Annotated in this window: 18 protein-coding genes and 1 rRNA gene; 6 read left to right on the top strand and 13 right to left on the bottom strand. The window is 72.5% G+C overall.

Going from position 1 to position 20,760, the window contains the following annotated elements; translation table 11 throughout:
- Positions 1-18: 18 nt before the first annotated feature.
- Positions 19-1,551 (bottom strand): APC family permease, encoded by a 1,533-nt coding sequence (locus ACIBI4_RS10340; protein ID WP_399203264.1) that lies wholly within the window; start codon positions 1,549-1,551, stop codon positions 19-21.
- 160 nt (positions 1,552-1,711) lie between these two features.
- Between ACIBI4_RS10340 and ACIBI4_RS10335 the strand changes: the two genes are divergently transcribed.
- On the top strand, positions 1,712-3,346 hold the full coding sequence (locus tag ACIBI4_RS10335) for a PucR family transcriptional regulator (RefSeq protein ID WP_399203263.1): 1,635 nt from the start codon (positions 1,712-1,714) through the stop codon (positions 3,344-3,346).
- 442 nt (positions 3,347-3,788) lie between these two features.
- Here ACIBI4_RS10335 and ACIBI4_RS10330 read toward each other — a convergent pair whose 3' ends face one another.
- The 5 genes from ACIBI4_RS10330 to ACIBI4_RS10310 form a co-directional block, all read right to left on the bottom strand.
- Positions 3,789-4,925 carry a glycosyltransferase family 4 protein gene (locus tag ACIBI4_RS10330; RefSeq protein ID WP_399203262.1) on the bottom strand — a complete coding sequence of 379 codons (1,137 nt, stop codon included), beginning with the start codon at positions 4,923-4,925 and terminating at the stop codon, positions 3,789-3,791.
- A gap of 237 nt (positions 4,926-5,162) precedes the next feature.
- Positions 5,163-6,878 (bottom strand): DNA repair protein RecN, encoded by a 1,716-nt coding sequence (recN, locus tag ACIBI4_RS10325; protein ID WP_399203764.1) that lies wholly within the window; start codon positions 6,876-6,878, stop codon positions 5,163-5,165.
- Between the two features lie 145 nt (positions 6,879-7,023).
- A complete protein-coding gene (locus tag ACIBI4_RS10320; RefSeq protein ID WP_399203261.1) occupies positions 7,024-7,962 on the bottom strand; it encodes an NAD kinase in 939 nt (312 codons plus the stop codon).
- A complete protein-coding gene (locus ACIBI4_RS10315; protein ID WP_399203260.1) occupies positions 7,959-8,774 on the bottom strand; it encodes a TlyA family RNA methyltransferase in 816 nt (271 codons plus the stop codon). The genes ACIBI4_RS10320 and ACIBI4_RS10315 overlap by 4 nt, the downstream gene beginning before the upstream one ends.
- 7 nt (positions 8,775-8,781) lie before the next feature.
- On the bottom strand, positions 8,782-9,129 hold the full coding sequence (locus tag ACIBI4_RS10310) for a hypothetical protein (RefSeq protein ID WP_399203259.1): 348 nt from the start codon (positions 9,127-9,129) through the stop codon (positions 8,782-8,784).
- A 67-nt stretch (positions 9,130-9,196) separates the two neighbouring features.
- Between ACIBI4_RS10310 and ACIBI4_RS10305 the strand changes: the two genes are divergently transcribed.
- Positions 9,197-9,544, top strand: a complete 348-nt coding sequence (locus ACIBI4_RS10305) for an SCP2 sterol-binding domain-containing protein (protein WP_399203258.1) — start codon at positions 9,197-9,199, stop codon at positions 9,542-9,544.
- A 79-nt stretch (positions 9,545-9,623) separates the two neighbouring features.
- Here the strand turns inward: ACIBI4_RS10305 and ACIBI4_RS10300 are convergent, their stop codons facing one another.
- The 3 genes from ACIBI4_RS10300 to ACIBI4_RS10290 all read right to left on the bottom strand — a co-directional run bounded on the left by ACIBI4_RS10300 (position 9,624) and on the right by ACIBI4_RS10290 (position 12,702).
- The gene (locus tag ACIBI4_RS10300; RefSeq protein ID WP_399203762.1) at positions 9,624-10,457 is read right to left on the bottom strand and encodes an ABC transporter ATP-binding protein; all 834 of its coding nucleotides are present in this window, start codon (positions 10,455-10,457) and stop codon (positions 9,624-9,626) included.
- Positions 10,458-10,552: 95 nt separating this feature from the next.
- Entirely contained in the window at positions 10,553-11,581 is a 1,029-nt protein-coding gene (locus ACIBI4_RS10295) for a FecCD family ABC transporter permease (protein WP_399203761.1), read from the bottom strand.
- A gap of 68 nt (positions 11,582-11,649) precedes the next feature.
- Positions 11,650-12,702 carry a FecCD family ABC transporter permease gene (locus tag ACIBI4_RS10290; RefSeq protein WP_399203759.1) on the bottom strand — a complete coding sequence of 351 codons (1,053 nt, stop codon included), beginning with the start codon at positions 12,700-12,702 and terminating at the stop codon, positions 11,650-11,652.
- Positions 12,703-12,757: 55 nt separating this feature from the next.
- On the opposite strand from ACIBI4_RS10290, the gene ACIBI4_RS10285 reads away from it, so the two are divergent.
- The 3 genes from ACIBI4_RS10285 to ACIBI4_RS10275 all read left to right on the top strand — a co-directional run bounded on the left by ACIBI4_RS10285 (position 12,758) and on the right by ACIBI4_RS10275 (position 15,716).
- A complete protein-coding gene (locus ACIBI4_RS10285) occupies positions 12,758-13,810 on the top strand; it encodes an ABC transporter substrate-binding protein (protein WP_399203257.1) in 1,053 nt (350 codons plus the stop codon).
- On the top strand, positions 13,807-14,832 hold the full coding sequence (locus ACIBI4_RS10280; RefSeq protein ID WP_399203256.1) for an ABC transporter substrate-binding protein: 1,026 nt from the start codon (positions 13,807-13,809) through the stop codon (positions 14,830-14,832). Before ACIBI4_RS10285 ends, ACIBI4_RS10280 begins: the two co-directional genes overlap by 4 nt.
- A gap of 86 nt (positions 14,833-14,918) precedes the next feature.
- Positions 14,919-15,716: a siderophore-interacting protein gene (locus ACIBI4_RS10275; RefSeq protein ID WP_399203255.1), complete on the top strand. Its 798-nt coding sequence runs from the start codon at positions 14,919-14,921 to the stop codon at positions 15,714-15,716.
- Positions 15,717-15,796: 80 nt separating this feature from the next.
- Here ACIBI4_RS10275 and ACIBI4_RS10270 read toward each other — a convergent pair whose 3' ends face one another.
- Positions 15,797-16,825 (bottom strand): HAD hydrolase-like protein, encoded by a 1,029-nt coding sequence (locus tag ACIBI4_RS10270; RefSeq protein WP_399203254.1) that lies wholly within the window; start codon positions 16,823-16,825, stop codon positions 15,797-15,799.
- 73 nt (positions 16,826-16,898) lie between these two features.
- Here ACIBI4_RS10270 and ACIBI4_RS10265 point away from each other — a divergent pair, with 73 nt between their 5' ends.
- Positions 16,899-18,173: a DUF1015 family protein gene (locus ACIBI4_RS10265; protein ID WP_399203253.1), complete on the top strand. Its 1,275-nt coding sequence runs from the start codon at positions 16,899-16,901 to the stop codon at positions 18,171-18,173.
- Between the two features lie 65 nt (positions 18,174-18,238).
- Here ACIBI4_RS10265 and ACIBI4_RS10260 read toward each other — a convergent pair whose 3' ends face one another.
- From ACIBI4_RS10260 to rrf, 3 genes are all read right to left on the bottom strand, one after another.
- The gene (locus ACIBI4_RS10260; RefSeq protein WP_399203252.1) at positions 18,239-19,189 is read right to left on the bottom strand and encodes a hypothetical protein; all 951 of its coding nucleotides are present in this window, start codon (positions 19,187-19,189) and stop codon (positions 18,239-18,241) included.
- Entirely contained in the window at positions 19,126-20,454 is a 1,329-nt protein-coding gene (locus tag ACIBI4_RS10255; protein WP_399203251.1) for a hypothetical protein, read from the bottom strand. The genes ACIBI4_RS10260 and ACIBI4_RS10255 overlap by 64 nt, the downstream gene beginning before the upstream one ends.
- Before the next feature lie 211 nt (positions 20,455-20,665).
- Positions 20,666-20,760, bottom strand: a 5S ribosomal RNA gene (gene rrf, locus ACIBI4_RS10250); the annotation flags it as partial.

Here is a 20,760-nt window from a genome sequence, read left to right as displayed (position 1 = left end):
GGAACGCTCCTCGGATCGTCAGACGCCGGCGGGAGTGGTGGGGGTGTCCTCGCGTTCGGCCGCGTCCTCCAGGACGATCCGGCCGATGATCTCGTAGCGCTCGGGCCGCTTGGCCTTGAGATGGAGGCCGAGTCCGAGGCCGCCGAAGAAGACAGCTCCCACCACCCAGGGGATGGCCTTGAAGAAGACGGAGTCGGCAGCGAGGCCGGCCGCGGTCTCCATGTTGATCACGAGCAGCACGACCACGGCGATCATGCCGATGCCGCCGAGCAGCGGGGCGACGAGGGTCCTGAACCAGTGCCGGTCCTCGGGGTGGTTCCTGCGGAAGTAGCCGATCACGGCGAACGAGCAGAGCGTCTGCACGATGAGGATCGCCATCGTGCCAAGGATCGCGAGCAGCGTGTACAGGTGGATGTACGGGTCCTGTCCGGTGAGCCAGAAGGCGGCCACGAGCGCGACGGCGATGGCGCTCTGGACGTACGAGGCGATGTACGGGGAGGCGTGCTTGGGGTGCGTACGGCCGAGGGCGGGGTGCAGGAAGCCTTCGCGGCCGATGGCGTACAGGTAGCGCGAGGCGCACTGGTGGAAGGCCATGCCGCAGGCGAACGAGCCGGTGATCAGGAGCCACTGGAAGGTGTCGACGGCCCAGGCCCCGATGTAGGTGTTCGCCGGGTCGAAGAACAGGTCCAGGGGGTTGGCCGACGAGGAGGTCTTGACCGAGCCGGACAGGCCGTTACCGGCGATGGTCATCCACGAGACGTAGATGTAGAAGAGGCCGACGCCGACCACCGAGATCAGGGTGGCGCGCGGGATGACCTTCTTCGGGTTCCTGGACTCCTCGCCGTACATGGCGGTCGATTCGAAGCCGACCCAGGACCAGAAGGCGAAGAAGAGTCCGAGCCCGGCGGAGGCGCCCGTGAAGGCGTTCTTCGGGTTGATCGGCTCGACCGGGATGCCGTCGGGGCCGCCGCCGTTGAGCAGCACGGCCGTGGCGACCACGAACAGGACGGCTATCTCGGCGACCAGCATCACGCCGAGCGCCTTGGCGGTGAGGTTGATGTCGAAGTACGCGAGGACACCGGTCACGGCGAGCATCGCCGCCGCGTACAGGATCCAGGGCCCGTCCCAGCCCAGCTGGTCGGCGACGGTGGTCTTGGTGAAGTACGCGAAGACGCCGACGATCGAGGCCTCGAACACCACGTACGCGAGGACGGCGAGCATGCCGGAGGCCATGCCCGCGATGCGTCCCAGACCGTGCGAGATGAAGCCGTAGAAGGCGCCCGCGGCGGTGATGCGGCGGGCCATGGCCACGTAGCCCACCGAGAACACCGTCAGGACGAGCGTGGCGAACAGATAGCCGGCGGGGGCGCCGGTGCCGTTGCCGAAGCCGACGGCGATGGGCAGGTTGCCGGTCATCGCCGTGATGGGTGCGGCGGTGGCGACGGCCATGAAGACGACACCCATGAGGCCGACGGAGTTCGCCTTGAGCCGGTGCACCTCGGGACGTGGCGCGGGCCCTGGCGCATCGGTACGCGGAGAGGTTTCTGTCATGACCGCGCAGCATGGCCCCGGGTGACGCAGGCCACAACCGACATCACGTCATGCAATCGGCGTGCGGGGACGACGAGTTGTCGCCTTTCAGCGCGGTGGAACCCCCGCTGTGACCGGCCGGTGATGTTCCGGAAACGCGGCCGCAGGTAGCGTCCGGAAGATGAACATGCACGGGCCCGCCGACGGCGGCGGGATCACGGTCCAGCGGGCGCTCGAACTGCCCGGGCTGCGCAGCGGTCTGCCCGAGGTCGTCGTCGGGGCGGACCGGCTGCAGCGGACCGTCCGCTGGGTGCACGCGGGCGAGGTGCCCAATATCGCCTCGCTGCTCAAGGGCGGCGAGCTGCTCCTGACCACAGGGCTCGGGCTCGGTACGCGTCCGGCCGAGCAGCGGGCCTTCGTACGGAAGCTGGCGGAGCGGCAGATCGCGGCCCTCGTCGTCGAACTCGGGCCGCGCTTCGCCCGGTTGCCCACGGCGCTCGTGGAGGCCGCGCGCTCGGCCGGGCTCCCCCTCGTCCAGCTGCACCGCGAAGTGCCGTTCGTGACCGTCACCGAGGAAGTGCACACCGAGATCGTCAACGGGCACTACACGCTCCTCAAGGAGGCCGAGGAGGTGCACCGCCGCTGCACGCAGGCGCTGCTCGGCGGGGGCGGGGTGCCGCAGGTCCTGGCGATCCTCGCGGAGTTCGCGGCCAACCCGGTGTTCCTGGAGACCGCCGACGGACAGCTCCTGTACGCGGCCGGACCGTCCTCCGCCGCGGGCGTCGACCCGCTGCAGGTGTGGGAGGGGCTGCGGGGGCGCTCGCGCGAGAGCGGGCCGCCCGCGAACGCGGTGCTCGTCGACGTGCCCGGCGGCGGCTCCGTCCGCGCGCGGATCGCGCTGCTCGCCGTCGGGGCGCCGCTGCTGCCCGTGCACCGGATCGCGGCCGAGCGCGCCGCGGGGATCCTCGCCGTCGTGCTGATGCAGGCGCGCCAGGAGGAGGAGCTGGCGGCGCGCGGGCGCGGCGACTTCCTGACCGATCTCGCCGAGGGCCGGATCGCCGCGCAGGACGCGCCGGGGCAGGCGCGCGTGCTCGGCTTCAAGCCGGGCGACGGTCCACTGCTCCCGGTCGTGATGCGGCTGCCCGAGGACACGGTGGCCTTCGCACCGGGCGGTGGCTGGGCGGTGCTGGCGCGGGCCGTGTCGGAGGAGCTGGCGTCCGTGGGCGTACCGGTCCTGGTCGGCGTACGGCCGGTGGAGGGCCGGGTACCGCTGCTCGTCGGGCTGCGGGGCGAGTCCGAACGGACGGCCGTGGCGGACCGCGTCGCCGCCGCGCTGCGGTCCGGGGTCGAGCGGGCGGGGCTGCGTCCGGCGGGCCGTGCGCCGGTGGTCGTGGTCGGGGTCGCGGGCGGCTGGGTGGCGGCCTCGGCGGGCCTGCGGCACGCGGCCGAGACGGCGACCGCGGCGCAGGGCCTGTCCGACCGGCCCTGGTACGACGCGCGTCGCCTCGACACCGAGCTGCTCCTGTGGCGGCTGCGCGACCATCCCGATCTGGCCGCGTTCGTGGACCGCGCGATCGGCCCGCTGATCGAACACGACGCACGCGCCAAGCCCCCGCTGCTTCCGACCCTGTCCACGTACCTCACCCACGCGGGCCGCAAGGCCGAAACGGCACGCGAGCTGCATCTGAACCGCCAGACGCTGTACAACCGCCTGGCCCGGATCGCGGAACTGCTGGGCACGGACCTGGACGACCCGCAGACGGTCCTCGCCCTGAGCCTGGCGTTGCGGGCTCGGCGGTTGGTGGGTGGGGGGTAGGCCGGGGCTCGGTGCGGGGCCGGGGTTGGTCGGGTCGACGTGGGCCGAGTTCGTCGGCCGACCGGGGCAGAGGTTCGTCGGCCGACCTGGACCAGGGTTCGTCGCTCGACCTAGGCCGAGGTTCGTCGGCCGACCTGGGCCGAGGGCGGCGCGGTGGCCGGTCGACGTGCGCCGGACGCGGCGCGGCGGCCCGTCGAAGGACGCCCACAGGACCGGTGCCAGTCGGTGGGCGTGAGCCTGAGGCGGGCAGGACGGGTGCCCGGCAAGAGGCGGCCGGACACTGTGCCCGGTCCGGGAGCGTGGCCCCTGTGCCCGGTCCGGGAGCGTGGCCTCGGCGCCCGGTCCGCGAGCGCGACCCCGCACCCGGTCTGCGAGCGCGACCCTGCGCCCGTCCAGGAGCGTGCCCCCTGCGCCTGCCCGGCGAGCGCAAGCCCGCCCCGCCTCAACGAAGCGGCTGCGTCAGTTCGTCGTAGACGCTGAGGACCTGTGCCACCGTCTCGTCCTCCGTCGGCCAGCTTGCCGCCTGGGCGAGGCCCTGGGTGCGTAGCCATGCGCGGCGGCCGGGGTCGGTGAGCAGGAGTTCGACGGCCGAGGCGAGTGCGCGCGCGTCGCCGTACGGGACCAGCTCGGCCGCGTCGCCGACCAGTTCGGGCACTCCCCCGACGGACGTCGCGACCAGCGGCACCCCGGCATGCAGGGCCTCGTGCGCGAGCACCGAGCGGGACTCCCAGCGGCTCGGCAGCACGGCGACATCGGCGGCGGTGAGCAGCTCGGGCACGTCGTCGCGGCGGCCCACGAGGCGGACCGGGAGCCCCTCGTCGTCGATCCGCCGCTGCAGCGCGCCGCGTTCGGGCCCCTCGCCCGCGACCACCAGGAGCGGTACGGGGTCGAGGCCGCGCCAGGTCCGTGCGGCGTCCAGGAGCGTACGGTAGCCGCGGTGCGGTTCGAGGGAGCCGACGGCGAGCAGCAACGGCCGGTCCACGGCGCCGAGTTCGGCGCGCGCCTTGTGCCCGAGCCGGTCCGGGTCGTCGTGCCCGGGCGCGGCGGGACGGCGGGGCGCGGGGAACGCGATCGGCGCGAGCCGCGCGTCACGCGCGCCCCGGCTGCGGGCGCGGTCCACCAGCTCGGAGGACGTGCCGAGCACCACGGACGCGGCCTTCGCCGCACGCCGCTCGATCAGCCGCAGCAGCCGGTCCCGCGAGCCCTCCGCGTGCGCCCGCGTGTGCCAGGTGACGACCAGTGGCGAGCGCCGTCCGGGGCGCGCGAGGGAGGCCCGTACCGCCGCGTGCAGCCCGTGGGCGTGCACCAGGTCGGCCTCCTCGCACACGGCGCGCAGCGCGGCCACCGAGACCGGGTCGACGCGCCGCGGCACGGGCACGAACCGCGCGCCGGCCGCGGTGAATCCGTACAGCGCGTCGAGCCGCTCGGGCGCGCACACCGTGACCTTCACCCCGCGTGCGACAAGACCGCCGGTGAGCGAGCGGACGTGCACCGAGCTGCCGGCGCTGCCGCCACCGAGCACTTGCACGGTGCGCAGCGGCGTCCTGTCCTGCGACGGCTGGCTGCTCGGGTGGCTCACTCTGCTGGTGCTCCTGAATCGGCGTGGACGGCCCGGCAGTTGGGGCCGGCAGGCGCGGTCCTCACCGACGCGTGCCCTGGGTGCTCCGCCAAGGATGCCAGTCCGTACGCACGTTCCGGCACCGCCGAACGGTACGACCTGTGCCGTCGGCGGCAAGGAGAATACCCGGACCACCCACATGGGTGAGCCGTCCGCGCCCGGACAGCGCCCGACCGCGCCCGGCCGCGTGCCGGACGGTCAGCCCTCGCGGGCCGCCGCCAGAAGCTCCTCCGCGTGGGCGCGAGCCGTCTGGGAGTCCTCCTGCCCCGCGAGCATCCGGGACAACTCCCGTACACGGTCCTCGCCTTCGAGGACCTTCACGCCCGAGCGCGTCACCGAGCCGTCGTTGGTCTTCTCGACCAGGAGCTGGCGGTCGGCGAAGGCCGCGACCTGCGGAAGGTGCGTGACGACCACGACCTGCGCGGACCGGGCCAGGCGCGCCAGGCGCCGGCCGACCTCGACCGCCGCCTTGCCGCCGACACCGGCGTCGACCTCGTCGAAGAGATAGGTCGGCACGGGGTCGGAGCCCGCGAAGACGACCTCGACCGCGAGCATCACACGGGACAGCTCACCGCCGGACGCGCCCTTCGCGATCGGCCGCGGCGGCGCGCCGGGGTGCGGGGCGAGCAGCAGCTCGACCTCGTCGACTCCGGACGAGGTGTAGGCGACGGTGCGGCCGCCGACCTCGATGCCGTCCGGGTCCTCGGTCTGCCCGATGGCGATCGTGACCCGCGCGTGCGGCATCGCGAGCGAGGCCAGCTCGGCGGTGACAGCCGCTGCGAAGCGCTCGGCGGCCTCGCCGCGCGCGTCGGTCAACGCCTGGGCGAGACCGGACAGTTCACCCCGGAGCGCGTCGCGCTCGGCCGTCAGCTCGCCGATCCGCTCGTCATCGCCGTCGAGCTCGCCGAGCCGTCCGGCGCTCGCCTCGGCCCAGGCGAGGACGCCGTCGATGGTGTCGCCGTACTTGCGGGTCAGCTGGGTGAGCGCGGCACGCCGCTCCTCGACCGCGGCCAGCCGCAGCGGATCGGCGTCGAGGTCGTCGGCGTACCCGGCGAGCTCGCCCGCCACGTCGGCGAGCAGGATCCCGATCTCACCGAGCCGCTCGGCGAGCCCGGACAGGGCCGCGTCATGCGCCCGCACGGCGTCGAGGGCGCGCTGCGCGCCGCCGACCAGCATCCCCGCGTCGACGCCCTCGGGGTCCTCGGGGTTGCCGGCGAGCGCGCCGTGCGCGGCGGTCGCCGCGGAGGCCAGCGCCTCGGCGTGCCCGAGCCGCTCCGCCTCGGCGGCCAGCTCCACGTCCTCCCCGGCGCGCGGTTCGACGGCGGCGATCTCCTCCAGACCGAAGCGCAGCAGATCGGCCTCCTGCGCGCGCTCGCGGGCGCGCGTGGTGATCTCGTCGAGCTCACCGCTGACGGCGCGGAAGCGCTTGTACGCGGCCACGTACTTGGCGAGCGGAACGGCGACGGCGTCCCCGGCGTACCGGTCCAGGGCCTGCCGCTGCCGAGCCGGCTTGAGCAGCCCCTGCTGATCGGTCTGGCCGTGCACGGCGACCAGGTCCTCGGCCAGTTCGCCGAGCAGCCCGACGGGCACGCTGCGGCCGCCGAGATGGGCCCGTGAGCGGCCCTCGGCGGAGACGGTGCGGCTGATCAGCAGCGCCCCGTCGTCGAGCTCGGCCCCGGCCTCCTCGGCCCGCACGGCCGCCGTGGCGTCGCCGGGCACCCTGATCCGCCCCTCGACGACGGCGTTCTTGGCGCCGATCCGTACGAGGGCGGCATCGGCGCGACCGCCGAGCAGCAGGCCCAGGCTGGTGACGACCATGGTCTTGCCCGCGCCGGTCTCACCGGTGACCGCGGTGAAGCCGGGCGACAGCTCGACCACCGCGTCGTCGATGACTCCTAGCGACCGTATCCGCATCTCCTCCAACACGGACACGACCTTACGAGGTCCGGGCCGCGCTGTGCGACGGGCCCTGCCAGGGTGCCCCGATCGGGCGGGTGACACACAGGGTGAAGTCCGGCGGTATCACCCACCGCGCGCCCCTGCCCGCACCCGTCCGGGACTACTGCGGCGCCCCGCGCCACCCCGACACCGGCAGCGCGAACTTCGCCACCAGGCGGTCCGTGAACGACGCGTGGTGGAGCCGGGCCAGACGCACCGGCACCGCGCCCCTGCGGACCTCGACGCGGGCGCCCTCGGGCAGCTCCAGGGTGCGGCGGCCGTCGCACCACAGCACCCCGTGCGGCGTGTCCGGCTGCACCTCGACGGCGAGCACCGATGACGGCGAGGTCACCAGCGGCTTGGCGAACAGGGCGTGGGCGCTGATCGGCACCATGAGCAGCGCCTCGACCTCCGGCCACACCACGGGCCCGCCCGCCGAGAAGGCATACGCGGTCGACCCGGTGGGCGTCGCGCACACGATCCCGTCGCAGCCGAAGCCGCTCACCGGCCGTCCGTCGATCTCCAGGACGACCTCGAGCATCCGCTCGGGTGACACCTTCTGCACGGCCGCCTCGTTCAGCGCCCAGTCCGTGTGCACCACGTTGCCGTTGCTGCGGACGCGGACGTCGAGCGTCATGCGCTCCTCGACCTCGTACTCCCGGGTCACCACCCGGTCCACGACCTTGTCCAGGTCGTCCCGCTCGGCCTCGGCGAGGAAGCCGACCCGGCCGAGGTTCACCCCGAGCATCGGGACACCCGAGGCGCGCGCGAACTCGGCGCCGCGCAGCAGCGTCCCGTCGCCGCCGAGCACGATCAGGAGTTCACAGCCGTCGAGCGCCTCCGGAGTCGCCTCCGGGATCAGCTCGACGGACGGCGGCAGCGGCAGATCGGCCGCCTCGTGCGCGAGCACGCGTACGCCGAGACCGCAGCGCAGCAGCCCCTGGACGACGAGTTCGGCACTGCGGATGGCGGCGGGGCGGCCGGTGTGCGCGAGAAGGAAGACCGTACGGTCCGGGTCTTCAGGGCACTGCGCCGCACCCTTGTCCGTCTGACTCGTCAACTGGGTCCCTCCGCCACCGCTCGGTCGACATCGGCCGGGTCCAGTGCGGGCGCACCGGCCTTGAGCCACAGAAAGTACTCGACGTTCCCCGACGGGCCGGGCAGTGGGCTGGCCGTCACGCCCTGGACGCCGTACCCGAGTTGATGCGCCTGGCCCGCCACGGTCCGTACGGCCTCGGCCCGCAGTTCGGGACTGCGCACCACCCCGCCGCTGCCGAGCCGCTCCTTGCCGACCTCGAACTGCGGTTTGACCATCAGGACCAGATCGGCGCCGGGCGCCGCGACGCGCACGAGCGCGGGCAGCACGAGCCCCAGCGGGATGAACGAGAGATCACCCACGACCAGGTCGACGGGCTCGCCGTCGATCAGCTCGACGGTCAACTCCCGTACGTTCGTACGGTCCTTGACGGTGACCCGCTCGTCGCTCTGCAGCGACCAGGCGAGCTGCCCGTACCCGACGTCCACCGCCATCACGTGGGCCGCGCCCGCGCGCAGCAGCACGTCCGTGAAGCCGCCGGTGGACGCGCCGGCGTCCAGCGCGCGCCGGCCCTCGACGACGAGGCCCTGCGGTACGAACGCCTCGAAGGCGCCCGCGAGTTTGTGCCCGCCGCGCGAGACGTAGTCGGGGTCGCTGTCGTCGGCGGCGACCACGATGGCCGCGGCGGTCTCCACCTGGGTGGCGGACTTGGTCGCGACAATGCGGCCGACGGTGACGCGGCCCGCGGCGATCAACTGGCCGGCGTGCTCGCGCGAGCGGGCCAGCTTGCGGCGGACGAGTTCGGCGTCGAGGCGGCGGCGTGCCACTCCTGCCACGTTCGGTTCAGCTCCTGTGGTCGTACGGTCGTGCTGCCGCGGGGGCGGGCCGCGGCCCCTGTCCGGGGGCGGGCGGTCCGGGCGGCGGTCCCTGCCGGGCGTCGAGCGCCGTGAGGGTGTCGCGCAGCCCCGCGTGCACATCCTCGTACACCTCGACGTGCCCGTCCGTGGCGAGGTGGTCCACATCGCCGAGCCGCTCCAGGCGCACGTCCACCTCGGGGTGGCCGGTGGCGGTGATCTGCACGCCGAGCGGGCGGGGCTCGTCGGGGTCGGGTGCCTGTGCCGCGGGGGCCTCGGGCACCTGGTCGTCGTCCGAGGGGACCTCGTGCGCGGGCCCCGGCATCGGGTAGCTCATGCCCCTGACGCTACCGCGAAGCGCGGGCGGGAGTCCGGCGGCCACCGCTGGGGTACCGTCGATCACGATGGCGACGATCGAAGAGTGCCGCGGCGCGCTCGGCAGACTCAGCGACAACCTGGCCTCGGCGGAGGGTGACGTCCGCAGCGCGGCCGCGCTCGACCGCTCCCTGAGCTGCCACATCAAGGACCTGGACGTCACGTTCACCGGCCGCCTCGAGGACGGCCGGATCGAGGTGCGTGACACCCACGACGGAGCGCCGCGCGAGAAGGCGCAGATCCGTCTTGCGATGACAGGCGACGACCTGGTCGCGATGGTCGACGGCGAGCTCAACTTCGCGAAGGCCTGGGCCTCGGGGCGCGTGAAGCTGGAAGCGTCGTTCCGCGACCTGCTCCAGCTCCGCAAGCTTCTTTAGCGATACGGCGACACGGCGGGCGCCCCCGCGACACAGCCGGCGCCCCGCGACTCGGCCGGCGTTACGGCGGCACCCGCCGTCACCGTACGGAATCAGCCACCTCTGGAACCGCGTCCGCCTTGCGCACGCGCTTCCCTCGGGCCGCCGGTACCACGAGCGGTGTGCCCGTCTCGGGATCGTCGATGATCTGGCAGCGCATCCCGAAGACCTGCTCGACGAGCTCGGCGGTGACGATCTCGGAGGGTGCGCCCTCGGCGACCACGTGCCCGTCGCGCATCGCGATGAGGTGGGTGGCGTAGCGGGCCGCGTGGTTGAGGTCGTGCAGGACGGCGACCAGGGTGCGGCCCTGCTCCTCGTGGAGGTCGGCGCACAGGTCGAGGACGTCGATCTGATGCTGGATGTCGAGGAACGTCGTCGGTTCGTCGAGCAGCAGGAGCGGCGTCTGCTGGGCGAGCGCCATCGCGATCCAGACACGCTGGCGCTGGCCGCCGGAGAGTTCGTCGACATAGCGATCAGCCAGTTCGGCGACACCGGTCGAGGCCATCGACTCCTGGACGACCCGCTCGTCCTCGGCCGACCACTGCCGCAGCAGGCCCTGGTGCGGGTAGCGGCCGCGGCCGACGAGGTCGGCGACCGTGATGCCGTCGGGCGCGATCGAGGACTGCGGAAGCAGACCGAGGGTGCGCGCGACCTTCTTGGCGGGCAGGGAGTGGATGGTCTGCCCGTCGAGCAGGACCCGGCCCTCGGACGGCTTGAGCATCCGCGAAAGGGCGCGCAGCAAGGTCGACTTGCCGCAGGCGTTGGGGCCGACGATCACCGTGAAGGAGTGGTCGGGGATCTCGACGGACAGCCGCTCGGCGATGACGCGCTGGTCGTAGCCGAGGGTGACGTTCTCCGCGGACAGGCGGTTCAAGGGAGCACCCTCCAGGTTCTCAGGGGTCTTGGCGGCGACGGCCGTCGTGCGCTTCGAGGTCTTCGCGGCGGCGTTCGCCACGTTCTTAGAGAGCCTCAAATCCGCCCCGCCTTCCGCTCGGACGCGAGCAGCCACAGCAGATAGCCGCCGCCGAGCACACCGGTCACGACACCGACGGGCAGCTGGTCGGCGCCGAAGACGCGCTGGGCGCCGAGGTCGGCCGCGATCAGGAGTGTGGCGCCCATGACCATCGACGGCACGAGATTGGGCCCGGGCGAGCGGGTGAGGCGGCGTGCGAGCTGCGGTGCCGTGAGCGAGACGAACGCGACCGGTCCCGCCGCCGCGGTGGCCGCGGCGGTGAGGAGCACGGCCGCGGTCATCAGGACGAGGCGGGTGCGCTCCACCCGTACTCCCAGGGCGTACGCGACGTCGTCGCCCATTTCGAGCATGCGCAGCGGACGGGCGTACGCGAAGACGAGCGGCATGAGGATCAGGCAGAACCAGAACAGCGGCCCGACCTGCTCCCAGCCTCGCCCGTTGAGCGAGCCGGTGATCCAGACGACCGCGCGGGCCGCGTCCACGATCTGTGCCTTGGTGATGAGGTAGCCGTTGAACGCGGTGAGCACGGCGGCGGCGCCGATGCCGACGAGCACCAGGCGGTAGCCGTGGATGCCGCCCTTCCAGGCGAGCAGGTAGATCAGCGCGCCGGTGACCAGGCCGCCGGCCAGCGAGCCGAGCGCCACGGCCTCGGCGCTGCCCTTGAACAGCACGATCACGGTGAGCGCGCCGACTGTGGAGCCCTGCCCGAAGCCGATGATGTCGGGGCTGCCGAGCGGGTTGCGCGTCACGGACTGGAAGAGCGCGCCGGACAGCCCGAGCGCCGCTCCGACCAGGAGCCCGACGACCACGCGGGGCAACCGCAGGTCGTTGACGATGAACTCGTGGGCGGGAGTGCCGTTCCCGAGCAGCGTGCTGATCACGTCGGCCGCGGGGATCTGGAAGTCGCCGGTGCCGATGAGCACCACGCTCGCCGCGAGCGCGACGACGAGCAGCGCCGAGACGGTCAGCAGCGGGCGCGGTTCGAGGCGGACGGACAGACCGCCGGCCGTACGGACGGCCCGGATCGGGGCGCCGCCCTTCGCCTTGGCGCGGGCCTTCGAGGGACTCGGGGCCTGCGCCGATTCCGGTGCCTTCACAGCTGCGCCATCCTCCGGCGTCGTACGAGAAAGATGAAGAGCGGTCCGCCGATGAGCGCCGTCACGATGCCCACCTGCAGCTCGGCCGGTCGCGTGACCACCCGCCCGATGACGTCCGCACCGAGCAGCAGCACGGGCGACAGGATCGTGGCGTACGGCAGGATCCAGCGCTGGTCGGGCCCGGTGAAGCTGCGCACGATGTGCGGCACCATCAGGCCGACGAAGACGATGGGCCCGCAGGCCGCGGTGGCCGCGCCGCACAGCAGCGTCACGGCCAGCATGGCGACGGCCCTGGTGCGGCCCACGTGGGCACCGAGGGCGCGGGCTGTGTCGTCGCCCATGCCCATCGCGTTGAGCGGGCGGGCGACGCCGAGTGCGAGGACGATGCCGACACCGATGAACGGAAGCACCTGGCCGACGGTGGACATCGAGGCGGAGGCCAGCGAACCGACCGTCCAGAAGCGCATCTTGTCGAGTGCCGCGGTGTCCATGATCTGTACGGCGTTGATGTAGCCGTAGAGCGCGGCCGTCGCCGCCGTGCCGGCGAGCGCGAGCCGGACCGGTGTGGCGGCCCGGACGCCGCCGAGGACGTAGACGAGGACCATGACGGCGGCGGCGCCGGCGAAGGCGAACCACACGTAGCCGGTCAGCGAGGTGACCCCGAAGAAACTGATCGCCGAGACGACGGCGGCGGAGGCTCCGGCGTTGATGCCGAGCAGCCCGGGGTCGGCGAGCGGGTTGCGCGTGAGGGCCTGCATCACGGCGCCCGCAAGGCCGAGGGCCGCTCCGGCGAGGAGGCCGAGCAGGGTGCGCGGCAGGCGGAGCTCGCGGATGACGACGTCGTTGTCGGTGCCCGTGTTGCCGAACAGGCCGTGCCAGACGTCGCCGACGGGTATCTGCTTGGCCCCGATCGCGATGCTCGCCACGACGAGGAGCAGCAGGACGCCGAGGGACACGAGCAGACCGACGGCGCGTGTCACCTGACGCCGGGCCGGCACCGTCTCGGCTGGTGGCGGCTCTGTCTGCGGCTGAGGGGGACTGTCGACCAACACCCGGTTAGGTTAGCCTACCCTCGCACTTTCCTTCGACGAGAGAGCACGACGAATGTTGCCGCGCCCTGCTGACGTTTTCGCCGCCCGCCGGCCCTCCCGGATATCCCGCCGCGGCCTGTTCGCCGCCGGCGGCGCCCTCGGCCTGGGCGCGGCCCTGGCCGCGTGCGGGGACGCGCAGAAGCCCGGGGCCACCGCGAAGAAGGACGCCTGGTCGTTCGAGGACGACCGCGGTACGACGGTGAAGGCGGACGGCACCCCCAAGAACGTGGTCGCCTACATAGGCGCCGCCTCCGCGCTGTACGACTTCGGCGTCGAGTGCGTGGGCGTCTTCGGCCCGACGAAGCTGCCGGACGGCAAGCCGGACGTCCAGGCGGGCCGGGTCGACATCGACAAGGTCGAGATCATCGGCAATGCGTGGGGCGAGTTCAGCCTCGAGAAGTACGCGGCCCTGCAGCCCGACCTCCTCGTCACCACGATGAACGAGTCGCCGACGCTCTGGTACGTGCCCGAGGACTCGGCGAAGAAGATCGAGGCCGTCGCCCCCTCGGTCGGCATCCTCACCGGCAAGACCTCGCTGACCGGTGTCATCGGCCGCTTCGGCGAGCTGGCCGCCTCGCTCGGCGCCGATCTCGAGGCGAAGAAGGTCACCGACGCGAAGGCCCGCTTCGAGGCCGCCGCCGAGTCGCTCCGGCAGGCCGCCAAGGCCGCGAAGTCCCGGCGCCTCAAGGTCATGGCGGTCTCGGCCACCAAGGACCTGCTCTACGTCGGCACCCCCGACGACTTCACCGACCTGCGGTACTACCGCGAACTCGGCGTCGACTTCGTGACGCCGGACGGAGTCGGCGACGCCGGCTTCTTCGCGGAGCTGAGCTGGGAGAACGCCGACAAGTACGCCGCCGACGTGATCCTCGTCGACAAGCGCACCGGCAATCTCCAGCCCGAGGAGCTGGCGAAGACCAAGCCCACCTGGGCGAAGCTCCCCGCAGCGAAGGCCGGCCAGACGGTGGCTTGGTACAACGAGCCGCAGTTCAGCCACGCCGGTATCACCCCCTTGCTCGAATCCCTCGCCACCGCTCTCCAGGACGCAAAGAAGGTCGCACGATGACGGTCAACAAGGGCGGACTCTCCCGCCGCGGTCTGCTCTCCGCCGGAGCCGCCTTCGGCCTGGGCGCGCTGCTCACCGCCTGCGGCGACGACAAGAAGCCCGCCGCGAGCGCGGACAAGGGCAAGGACAAGCCCTGGTCGTTCAAGGACGACCGCGGCAAGACCGCGAAGGTCGGCCACACCCCGAACAAGATCGTGGCCTTCGTCTCCACGGCCGCCGCCCTGCACGACTACGGCATCGAGTGCGTGGGCATCTTCGGCCCGAGCAAGCCCATCGACGGCAAGCCCAACCCGCAGGCCGGCGACCTCGACGTGGCGAAGCTGACGAGCCTCGGTGAGGACTGGGGCCAGTTCAACGTCGAGAAGTACGCGGCGCTCGAACCCGATCTGCTGATCAGCAACATGTTCCCGGCGCCGCTCCTGTGGTTCGTGCCCGAGGAGTCCACCAAGAAGATCGAGGCGCTCGCCCCGACCGTCGGCATCGACGGCGCCCGCCGCACCCTGCTCGACCCGCTCAAGCGCTACACGGAGCTGGCGAAGTCCCTCGGCGCCGATCTGGAGGCGCAGGCCGTCAAGGACGCCAAGGCCCGCTTCGACAAGGCCGAGGCGCGGCTGCGCAAGGCGGCCGAGCAGAAGAAGGGCCTCAAGGTCATGGCGGTCACCGCCGACAAGGACCAGTTCTACGTGGCCGTCCCCGACTCGTACTGCGACCTCAACTACTTCAAGGACCTCGGCGTCGAGCTGATCGAGGGCAAGAAGGTCGACGAGTGGGGCTTCTGGGAGAAGTTCAGCTGGGAGAACACGGACAAGTACCACGCCGATCTGATCCTCCTCGACAACCGCAGCCAGACCCTCCCGGCCGCCGAGCTGGCCAAGAAGCCGACCTGGACGCGCCTGCCCGCCGTCGACGGCGACCAGGTCATCCCGTGGTCGATGGAGGAGCGCTACAGCTACGCCGGGTACGCGCCCGTCCTCGAAGCCCTCGCCGAGGCCATCGAGAAGGCCGAGAAGCTCAAGGCCTGACCGCCGCACGGCTCCCGGCCCGGCCCGCCGCCGGGAGCCAGGGGCCGAACGGCCCGCCCCACCGCGCCCCAGAGGAGATCCCGCCCGTGTCCGACGCCCCGTACCAGTTCTTCGACACCCGAGTCGTCCGCAAGGAACACCTCACCCCGTCGATGATCCGCGTCACCTTCGCCGGCCCCGACCTGGGCCGGATGGCGTCGGCCGGGCGGGACCAGCGCATCAAGCTCTTCCTGCCGCACCCGGGCCAGGACGCCCCGGTCGTCCCGAAGGAGCAGGGCGACAACTGGTACGCCGCGTGGCGGGAACTCGACCCCGCGGTCCGCGGGATCATGCGCACGTACACGACGCGTGCACTCAGCCCGGACGAACTCCTCGTCGACTTCGCCCTGCACGGCACCGCCGCGGCGGCCTCGGGCTGGGCGCAGCGCTCCGCACCGGGCGACCGCATCTCGGTCCTGGCCCCGGTGGACGAGGAGAACGGCGCGTACGACTTCCGCCCGCCCGAGGACAGCGACTGGCTGCTCCTGACCGGCGACGAGTCGGCGCTGCCCGCCATCGCGGGCATCCTCGAATCCCTTCCGGCCGGTCTGCCGGTGCGGGTCTGGATGGAGGTCCGCGACCTGGCCGACCGCCAGGAGCTCACCACGCCGGCGGACGCGGAGATCGAGTGGATCACGTCGGGCACCGTGGACGCGGTCCGCGCCGCCGAGCTGCCGCAGGGCACGCCGTACGCCTGGATCGCCGGCGAATCGGCCACGGTCAAGGCGCTGCGCCGGCACCTCGTCGGTGAGCGAGGCTACGACAGGCGGCGCGTGAAGTTCACCGGCTACTGGCGCCAGGGCGCCACCGAGGACGATCTGCTGACGTCGGGCGAGGACGCCTGACCGACGGAGCACGCCTGGCCGACCGACACGTGAAGAAGGGGTACGCCGTCCATCGGCGTACCCCTTCCGTGCGTGAGCGCTCACAGCCCCAGCCGCGCCAGCGCCTTCCCGGAGTCCAGCTCGCACACCCCGTCGCCCGCCTGCGTCCAGGCCGCCGCGCACAGCGCCCGCAGCCCGTCCAACGGCTCGCCCTCACCGTCGAGTTCGAGGATCTCGCCCGCCCGCGCGGTCCAGCCGCCGCACCGGAAGCCCTCGCCCTCGGCGACGACCTCGGGCTGCCCGGTGAGCATGCCGCGCAGATCGGCATCCACGTAGGTGGGCCGGTGCTGCGGCGGCGCGGCCAGCAGCTGAGCGCCGTCGGTCACCCCCGTGAGGACGAGCAGCGAATCGACCTGCCCGTTGTACGCACCCTCGATATCCGTGTCGAGCCGGTCCCCCACCACCAGCGGGTGCTCCGCGCCCGTGCGCAGAATCGTCTCGCGGTGCATGGGCGGCAGCGGCTTGCCCGCGACCTGCGGTTCGGCGCCCGTCGCGATCCGTACGACCTCGACCGCCGCCCCGTTCCCCGGCGCGATGCCCCGCCCGCTCGGGATGGTCAGATCGGTGTTCGACGCGTACCAGGGCACCCCGCGCGCAATCGCGTAACAGGCCTCCGCGAACCGCCCCCACTGCAACTCGGGCCCGCCGTACCCCTGGACCACGGCCGCCGGGTCGTCCTCCGCCGACTCCACCGGGACGAGCCCGCGCTCGCGCAGGGCGATCCGCAGCCCCTCGCCACCGATGACAAGCACCTTCGCACCGGCCGGATGCTGCTCGGAGATCAGCCGGGCCACGGCCTGCGCCGAGTTGATCACCTCGGATGCCTCGGTCGGCACGCCGAGCTCCGTGATGTGCTCGGCCACGACCTGCGGCGGACGCAGCGCATTGTTGGTGACGTAAGCAAGTTGCATCCCGCCCTCGCGCGCGGTCAGCAGCGACTCGACGGCATACGTGATCGCCGCACCGCCCGCGTACACCACCCCGTCGAGGTCGAGCAGGGCCGTGTCGTACGCCGTGCTCAGCGCACGCTCACTGCCGGCCGGGACTGTCCTGACGGTCTGCTGCTCCATGCGGTGCTCGCTCCTCCATCGGTGCTGATGCCCCAATCATCTCGTACGGCTCCGGCACAACTACGATGCATCAATGAACACCACAGGTCAGAGGGCCGCAGGTCTGAACCTCACCCCGTTCAGAGGCCTGCGATACGACTCCGAACGGGTCGGCAGCCTGGCCGCGGTCACGTCCCCGCCGTACGACGTGGTCGTACGGCCCGACGGACTGCACCACCTGGAGTCGGCGGATCCCCACAACATCGTCCGCCTGATCCTCCCGCAGGCCGCCACGCCCACGGCCCGCCACGAGCAGGCCGCCGACACTCTGCGGCACTGGCTCGCCGAGGGCATCCTCGCCCCCGACACCGAGCCGGCGCTCTACGTCTACGAGCAGCGCAACGGCGACGTCCTGCAGCGCGGCCTGATCGGCGCGCTGGAACTCTCCGAGGCCGCCGACGGTGTCGTACTGCCGCACGAGGACGTGATGCCGCACATCGTCGAGGACCGCGCCGACCTGATGCGTGCCTCGGCCGCCAACTTCGAGCCGCTGCTGCTGAGTTACCGCAGCGAGGGCACACGGATCGGCGCGACCGCCGTGATCGAGCGCGCGGTCGAGCGCACACCGCTGCTCTCCACGACCACCGAGGACGGTTTCAGCCACCGCCTGTGGGCCGTCACTGATCCGGCCGAACTGGCCGAGGTCCACCAGGACTTGAGCCACCGCCAGGCCCTCATCGCCGACGGCCACCACCGCTGGGCCACGTATCTGCGGCTGCGCGCCGAGCACCCGCGGGGCACACCGTGGGACCACGGCCTGGTGCTCCTCGTGGACACGGCCCGCTACCCCTTGCGCGTACGGGCCATCCACCGCCTGCTGCATCAACTGCCGCTCGCCGACGCCCTGTCCGCCGTACAGGACTCCTTCCGCGTCCGGCCGATCGCCGGCCCTCTGTCCCGCGCCATGGAGCATCTGGCCGGGGCGGCCGCCGAGTCCAACGCGTTCCTGCTGACCGGCGACGGTACGTATCACCTGCTCGACCGCCCCGACCCGGCGCTCCTGGCCCGCACGGTCCCCGACGACCGCCCCTGCGCCTGGCAGCGCCTCGACGCGACGGTCCTGCACGCCACGCTCATCGACCACCTCTGGAACGTCCCGGACGACCCCGCCCACATCGCGTACATCCACGACACGGCGGCCACGGTCGCCAAGGCGGAACGCGACGGCGGTACGGCCGTCCTGATGCACCCGGTCCGCGAGGACGTCGTACGGGAGCTGGCGCGCGAAGGCGTCACGATGCCGCGCAAGTCCACGTCGTTCGGCCCGAAACCGGCCTCGGGGCTTGTGCTGCGCAGCATGGCCCACTGACCCGGACACGACGAAGGGGCGGTGACCGTTTCCGGTCACCGCCCCTTCGTCGTGTCTCCTACGCGTCAGCCCTTGTCGGCCGCGGAGCCGGACTCGTCCGCCTCGGTCCCGGCCTCGCCCCCGTCCTCGGGGGCCACGAACAGCGGCTGGTCGAGTGCGGGCTTGGCGGCCACCGCGGCGGCCTCCTCCTCGTACTCCTCGTCATCGGGGTCGTAGTACTCGGCGGCGTCCTCGTGATCGGACTCGTCGAGGCCGTCCTCGTCATCGGACTCGTCGTCGTCGGACTCGTCGCGGCCGTCCTTCGCGTCCGACTCCTCGGTATCCGCCTCGTCCACGGAAGTCACGGTGACGGGGGCCTCGGCCTCGTCGCCTTCCTCGTCCTCGTCGAAGGCGTCGACGAACTCCACGCCGTCCAGCTCGGCGAGACGGTCCGAGGCGTTGGTGCTGTGGTCCTTGTCGGCCTCGACGGCCTTGGCGAACCACTCCCGCGCCTCGGCCTCACGGCCGGCTTCGAGCAGCGCGTCGGCGTAGGCGTACCGCAGACGCGCGGTCCACGGCTGGACGGAGTTCGAGGCGAGCTCGGGGCTCTGCAGCGTCACGATCGCGGCGTCCACCTGCCCCATGTCACGCCGCGCCCCGGCCGCGACCAGGCGCATCTCGACCTGCCCGGCCTTGTCGAGCCGCTGCACCTCGGGCTCACCGGCCATGTCGAGCGCCTTCTCGGGTCGGCCGAGACCACGCTCGCAGTCCGCCATGACGGGCCACAGTTCGGCCGAACCGGTCATACGACGCGCGGCACGGAACTCGGCGAGCGCCTCGGAGTACTTCTCGTTCGCGTACGCGGCGAAGCCGGCGGCCTCGCGGACGGCGGCGACGCGGGACGCGAGGCGCAGCGCGACACGCGAGTACGCGTAGGCCTGCTCGGGGTCCTCGTCGATGAGCTTGGCGACCATCACCAGGTTCTTGGCGACGTCGTCCGCGAGCCCCTTGGGGAGGCTCTGCAGCTCCTGGCGCACATCGGGGTCGACCTCGTAGCCCGTGACGTCCTCGGGGATCGGCAGCCGCCTGATCGGCTCACGGTCACGGTCCCGGTCGTCGCGGCCGCGGTACCCACCACGGTCGTCACGCCCGCGGTAGCCGCCGCGGTCATCGCGGCCGCCGCCCGGGCGTCCGCCCCGGTCATCACGCCGGCCGTAGCCACCGCCGCCTCCGGGGCGCCCACCACGGTCGTCCCGGCCGCGGAAACCGCCACGGTCGTCGTCGCGACGGGGGCCGCGGTCATCGCGACGGTCGTCACGGCGGAAGCCACCACGGTCGTCGTCGCGACGGGGGCCGCGGTCGTCGCGGCGGTCGTCGCGGCCACGGAAGCCGCCACGGTCGTCATCACGCCGGCCGTAGCCGCCGCCACCACCGGGACGGCCGCCCCGGTCATCACGGCGGAAGCCACCACGGTCATCGTCACGGCGCGGGCCGCGGTCATCACGGCGGTCATCACGGCCACGGAAACCGCCACGGTCGTCGTCGCGACGGGGGCCGCGGTCGTCCCTGCGGAAACCGCCACGGTCGTCATCACGGCGAGGGCCGCGGTCGTCCCTGCGGAAACCGCCACGGTCGTCATCACGGCGAGGGCCGCGGTCGTCCCGACGGAAGCCACCACGGTCATCGTCACGGCGAGGACCACGGTCATCGCGACGGTCGTCGCGGCCACGGAAACCGCCACGCTCGTCATCACGCCGGCCGTAGCCACCGCCACCAGGACGGCCGCCCCGGTCATCGCGACGGTCATCTCGGCGGAAGCCACCACGGTCGTCATCACGGCGCGGGCCGCGGTCGTCCCGACGGAAGCCACCACGGTCGTCATCGCGACGGGGGCCGCGGTCGTCCCGACGGAAGCCACCACGGTCGTCATCGCGGCGAGGGCCGCGGTCATCGCGACGGAAACCACCACGGTCATCGTCACGGCGCGGGCCGCGGTCGTCGCGACGGAAACCGCCGCGGTCGTCATCGCGCCGGCCATAGCCACCGCCACCAGGACGGCCACCACCGGGACGGCCACCACGGTCATCCCTGCGGAAGCCACCGCGGTCGTCATCGCGACGGGGGCCACGGTCATCGCGACGGTCGTCACGGCCGCGGAAACCGCCGCGGTCGTCCTCACGACGGGGGCCGCCGCGGTCGTCGCGACGGTCGTCGCGGCCACGGAATCCGCCACGGTCACCGCGGTCGCGGTCATCGCGTCGGCCGAAGCCACCACGGTCGCCGCCGTCCCGGCGGAAGTCACGGCCTCCGCCGTAACCGCCCCGGTCACCGTCCCGACGGCGCGGCTCGCGCTCCGGGCGTTCGTCGGGGGTGTTCGTCGACATCGGGTGACTCCTGTCCTAGGTACCGCAAGTCATTCTCGCGCAACCGCCCATCGGCCGCGCTTCGGCAGAAAAACAAAAGGACCCGTGGTCCCCAGCATGAACGCTGGGACCACGGGTCCTCCAATAATTGTTCGGCGGCGTCCTACTCTCCCACAGGGTCCCCCCTGCAGTACCATCGGCGCTGTGAGGCTTAGCTTCCGGGTTCGGAATGTAACCGGGCGTTT

The organism is Streptomyces sp. NPDC050418 (genome assembly GCF_044458745.1).
Classification (GTDB): Bacteria; Actinomycetota; Actinomycetes; order Streptomycetales; family Streptomycetaceae; genus Streptomyces.
The sequence above is the reverse complement of the archived record's forward strand: the minus strand, read 5'-3'. Positions and strand labels throughout refer to the sequence as shown.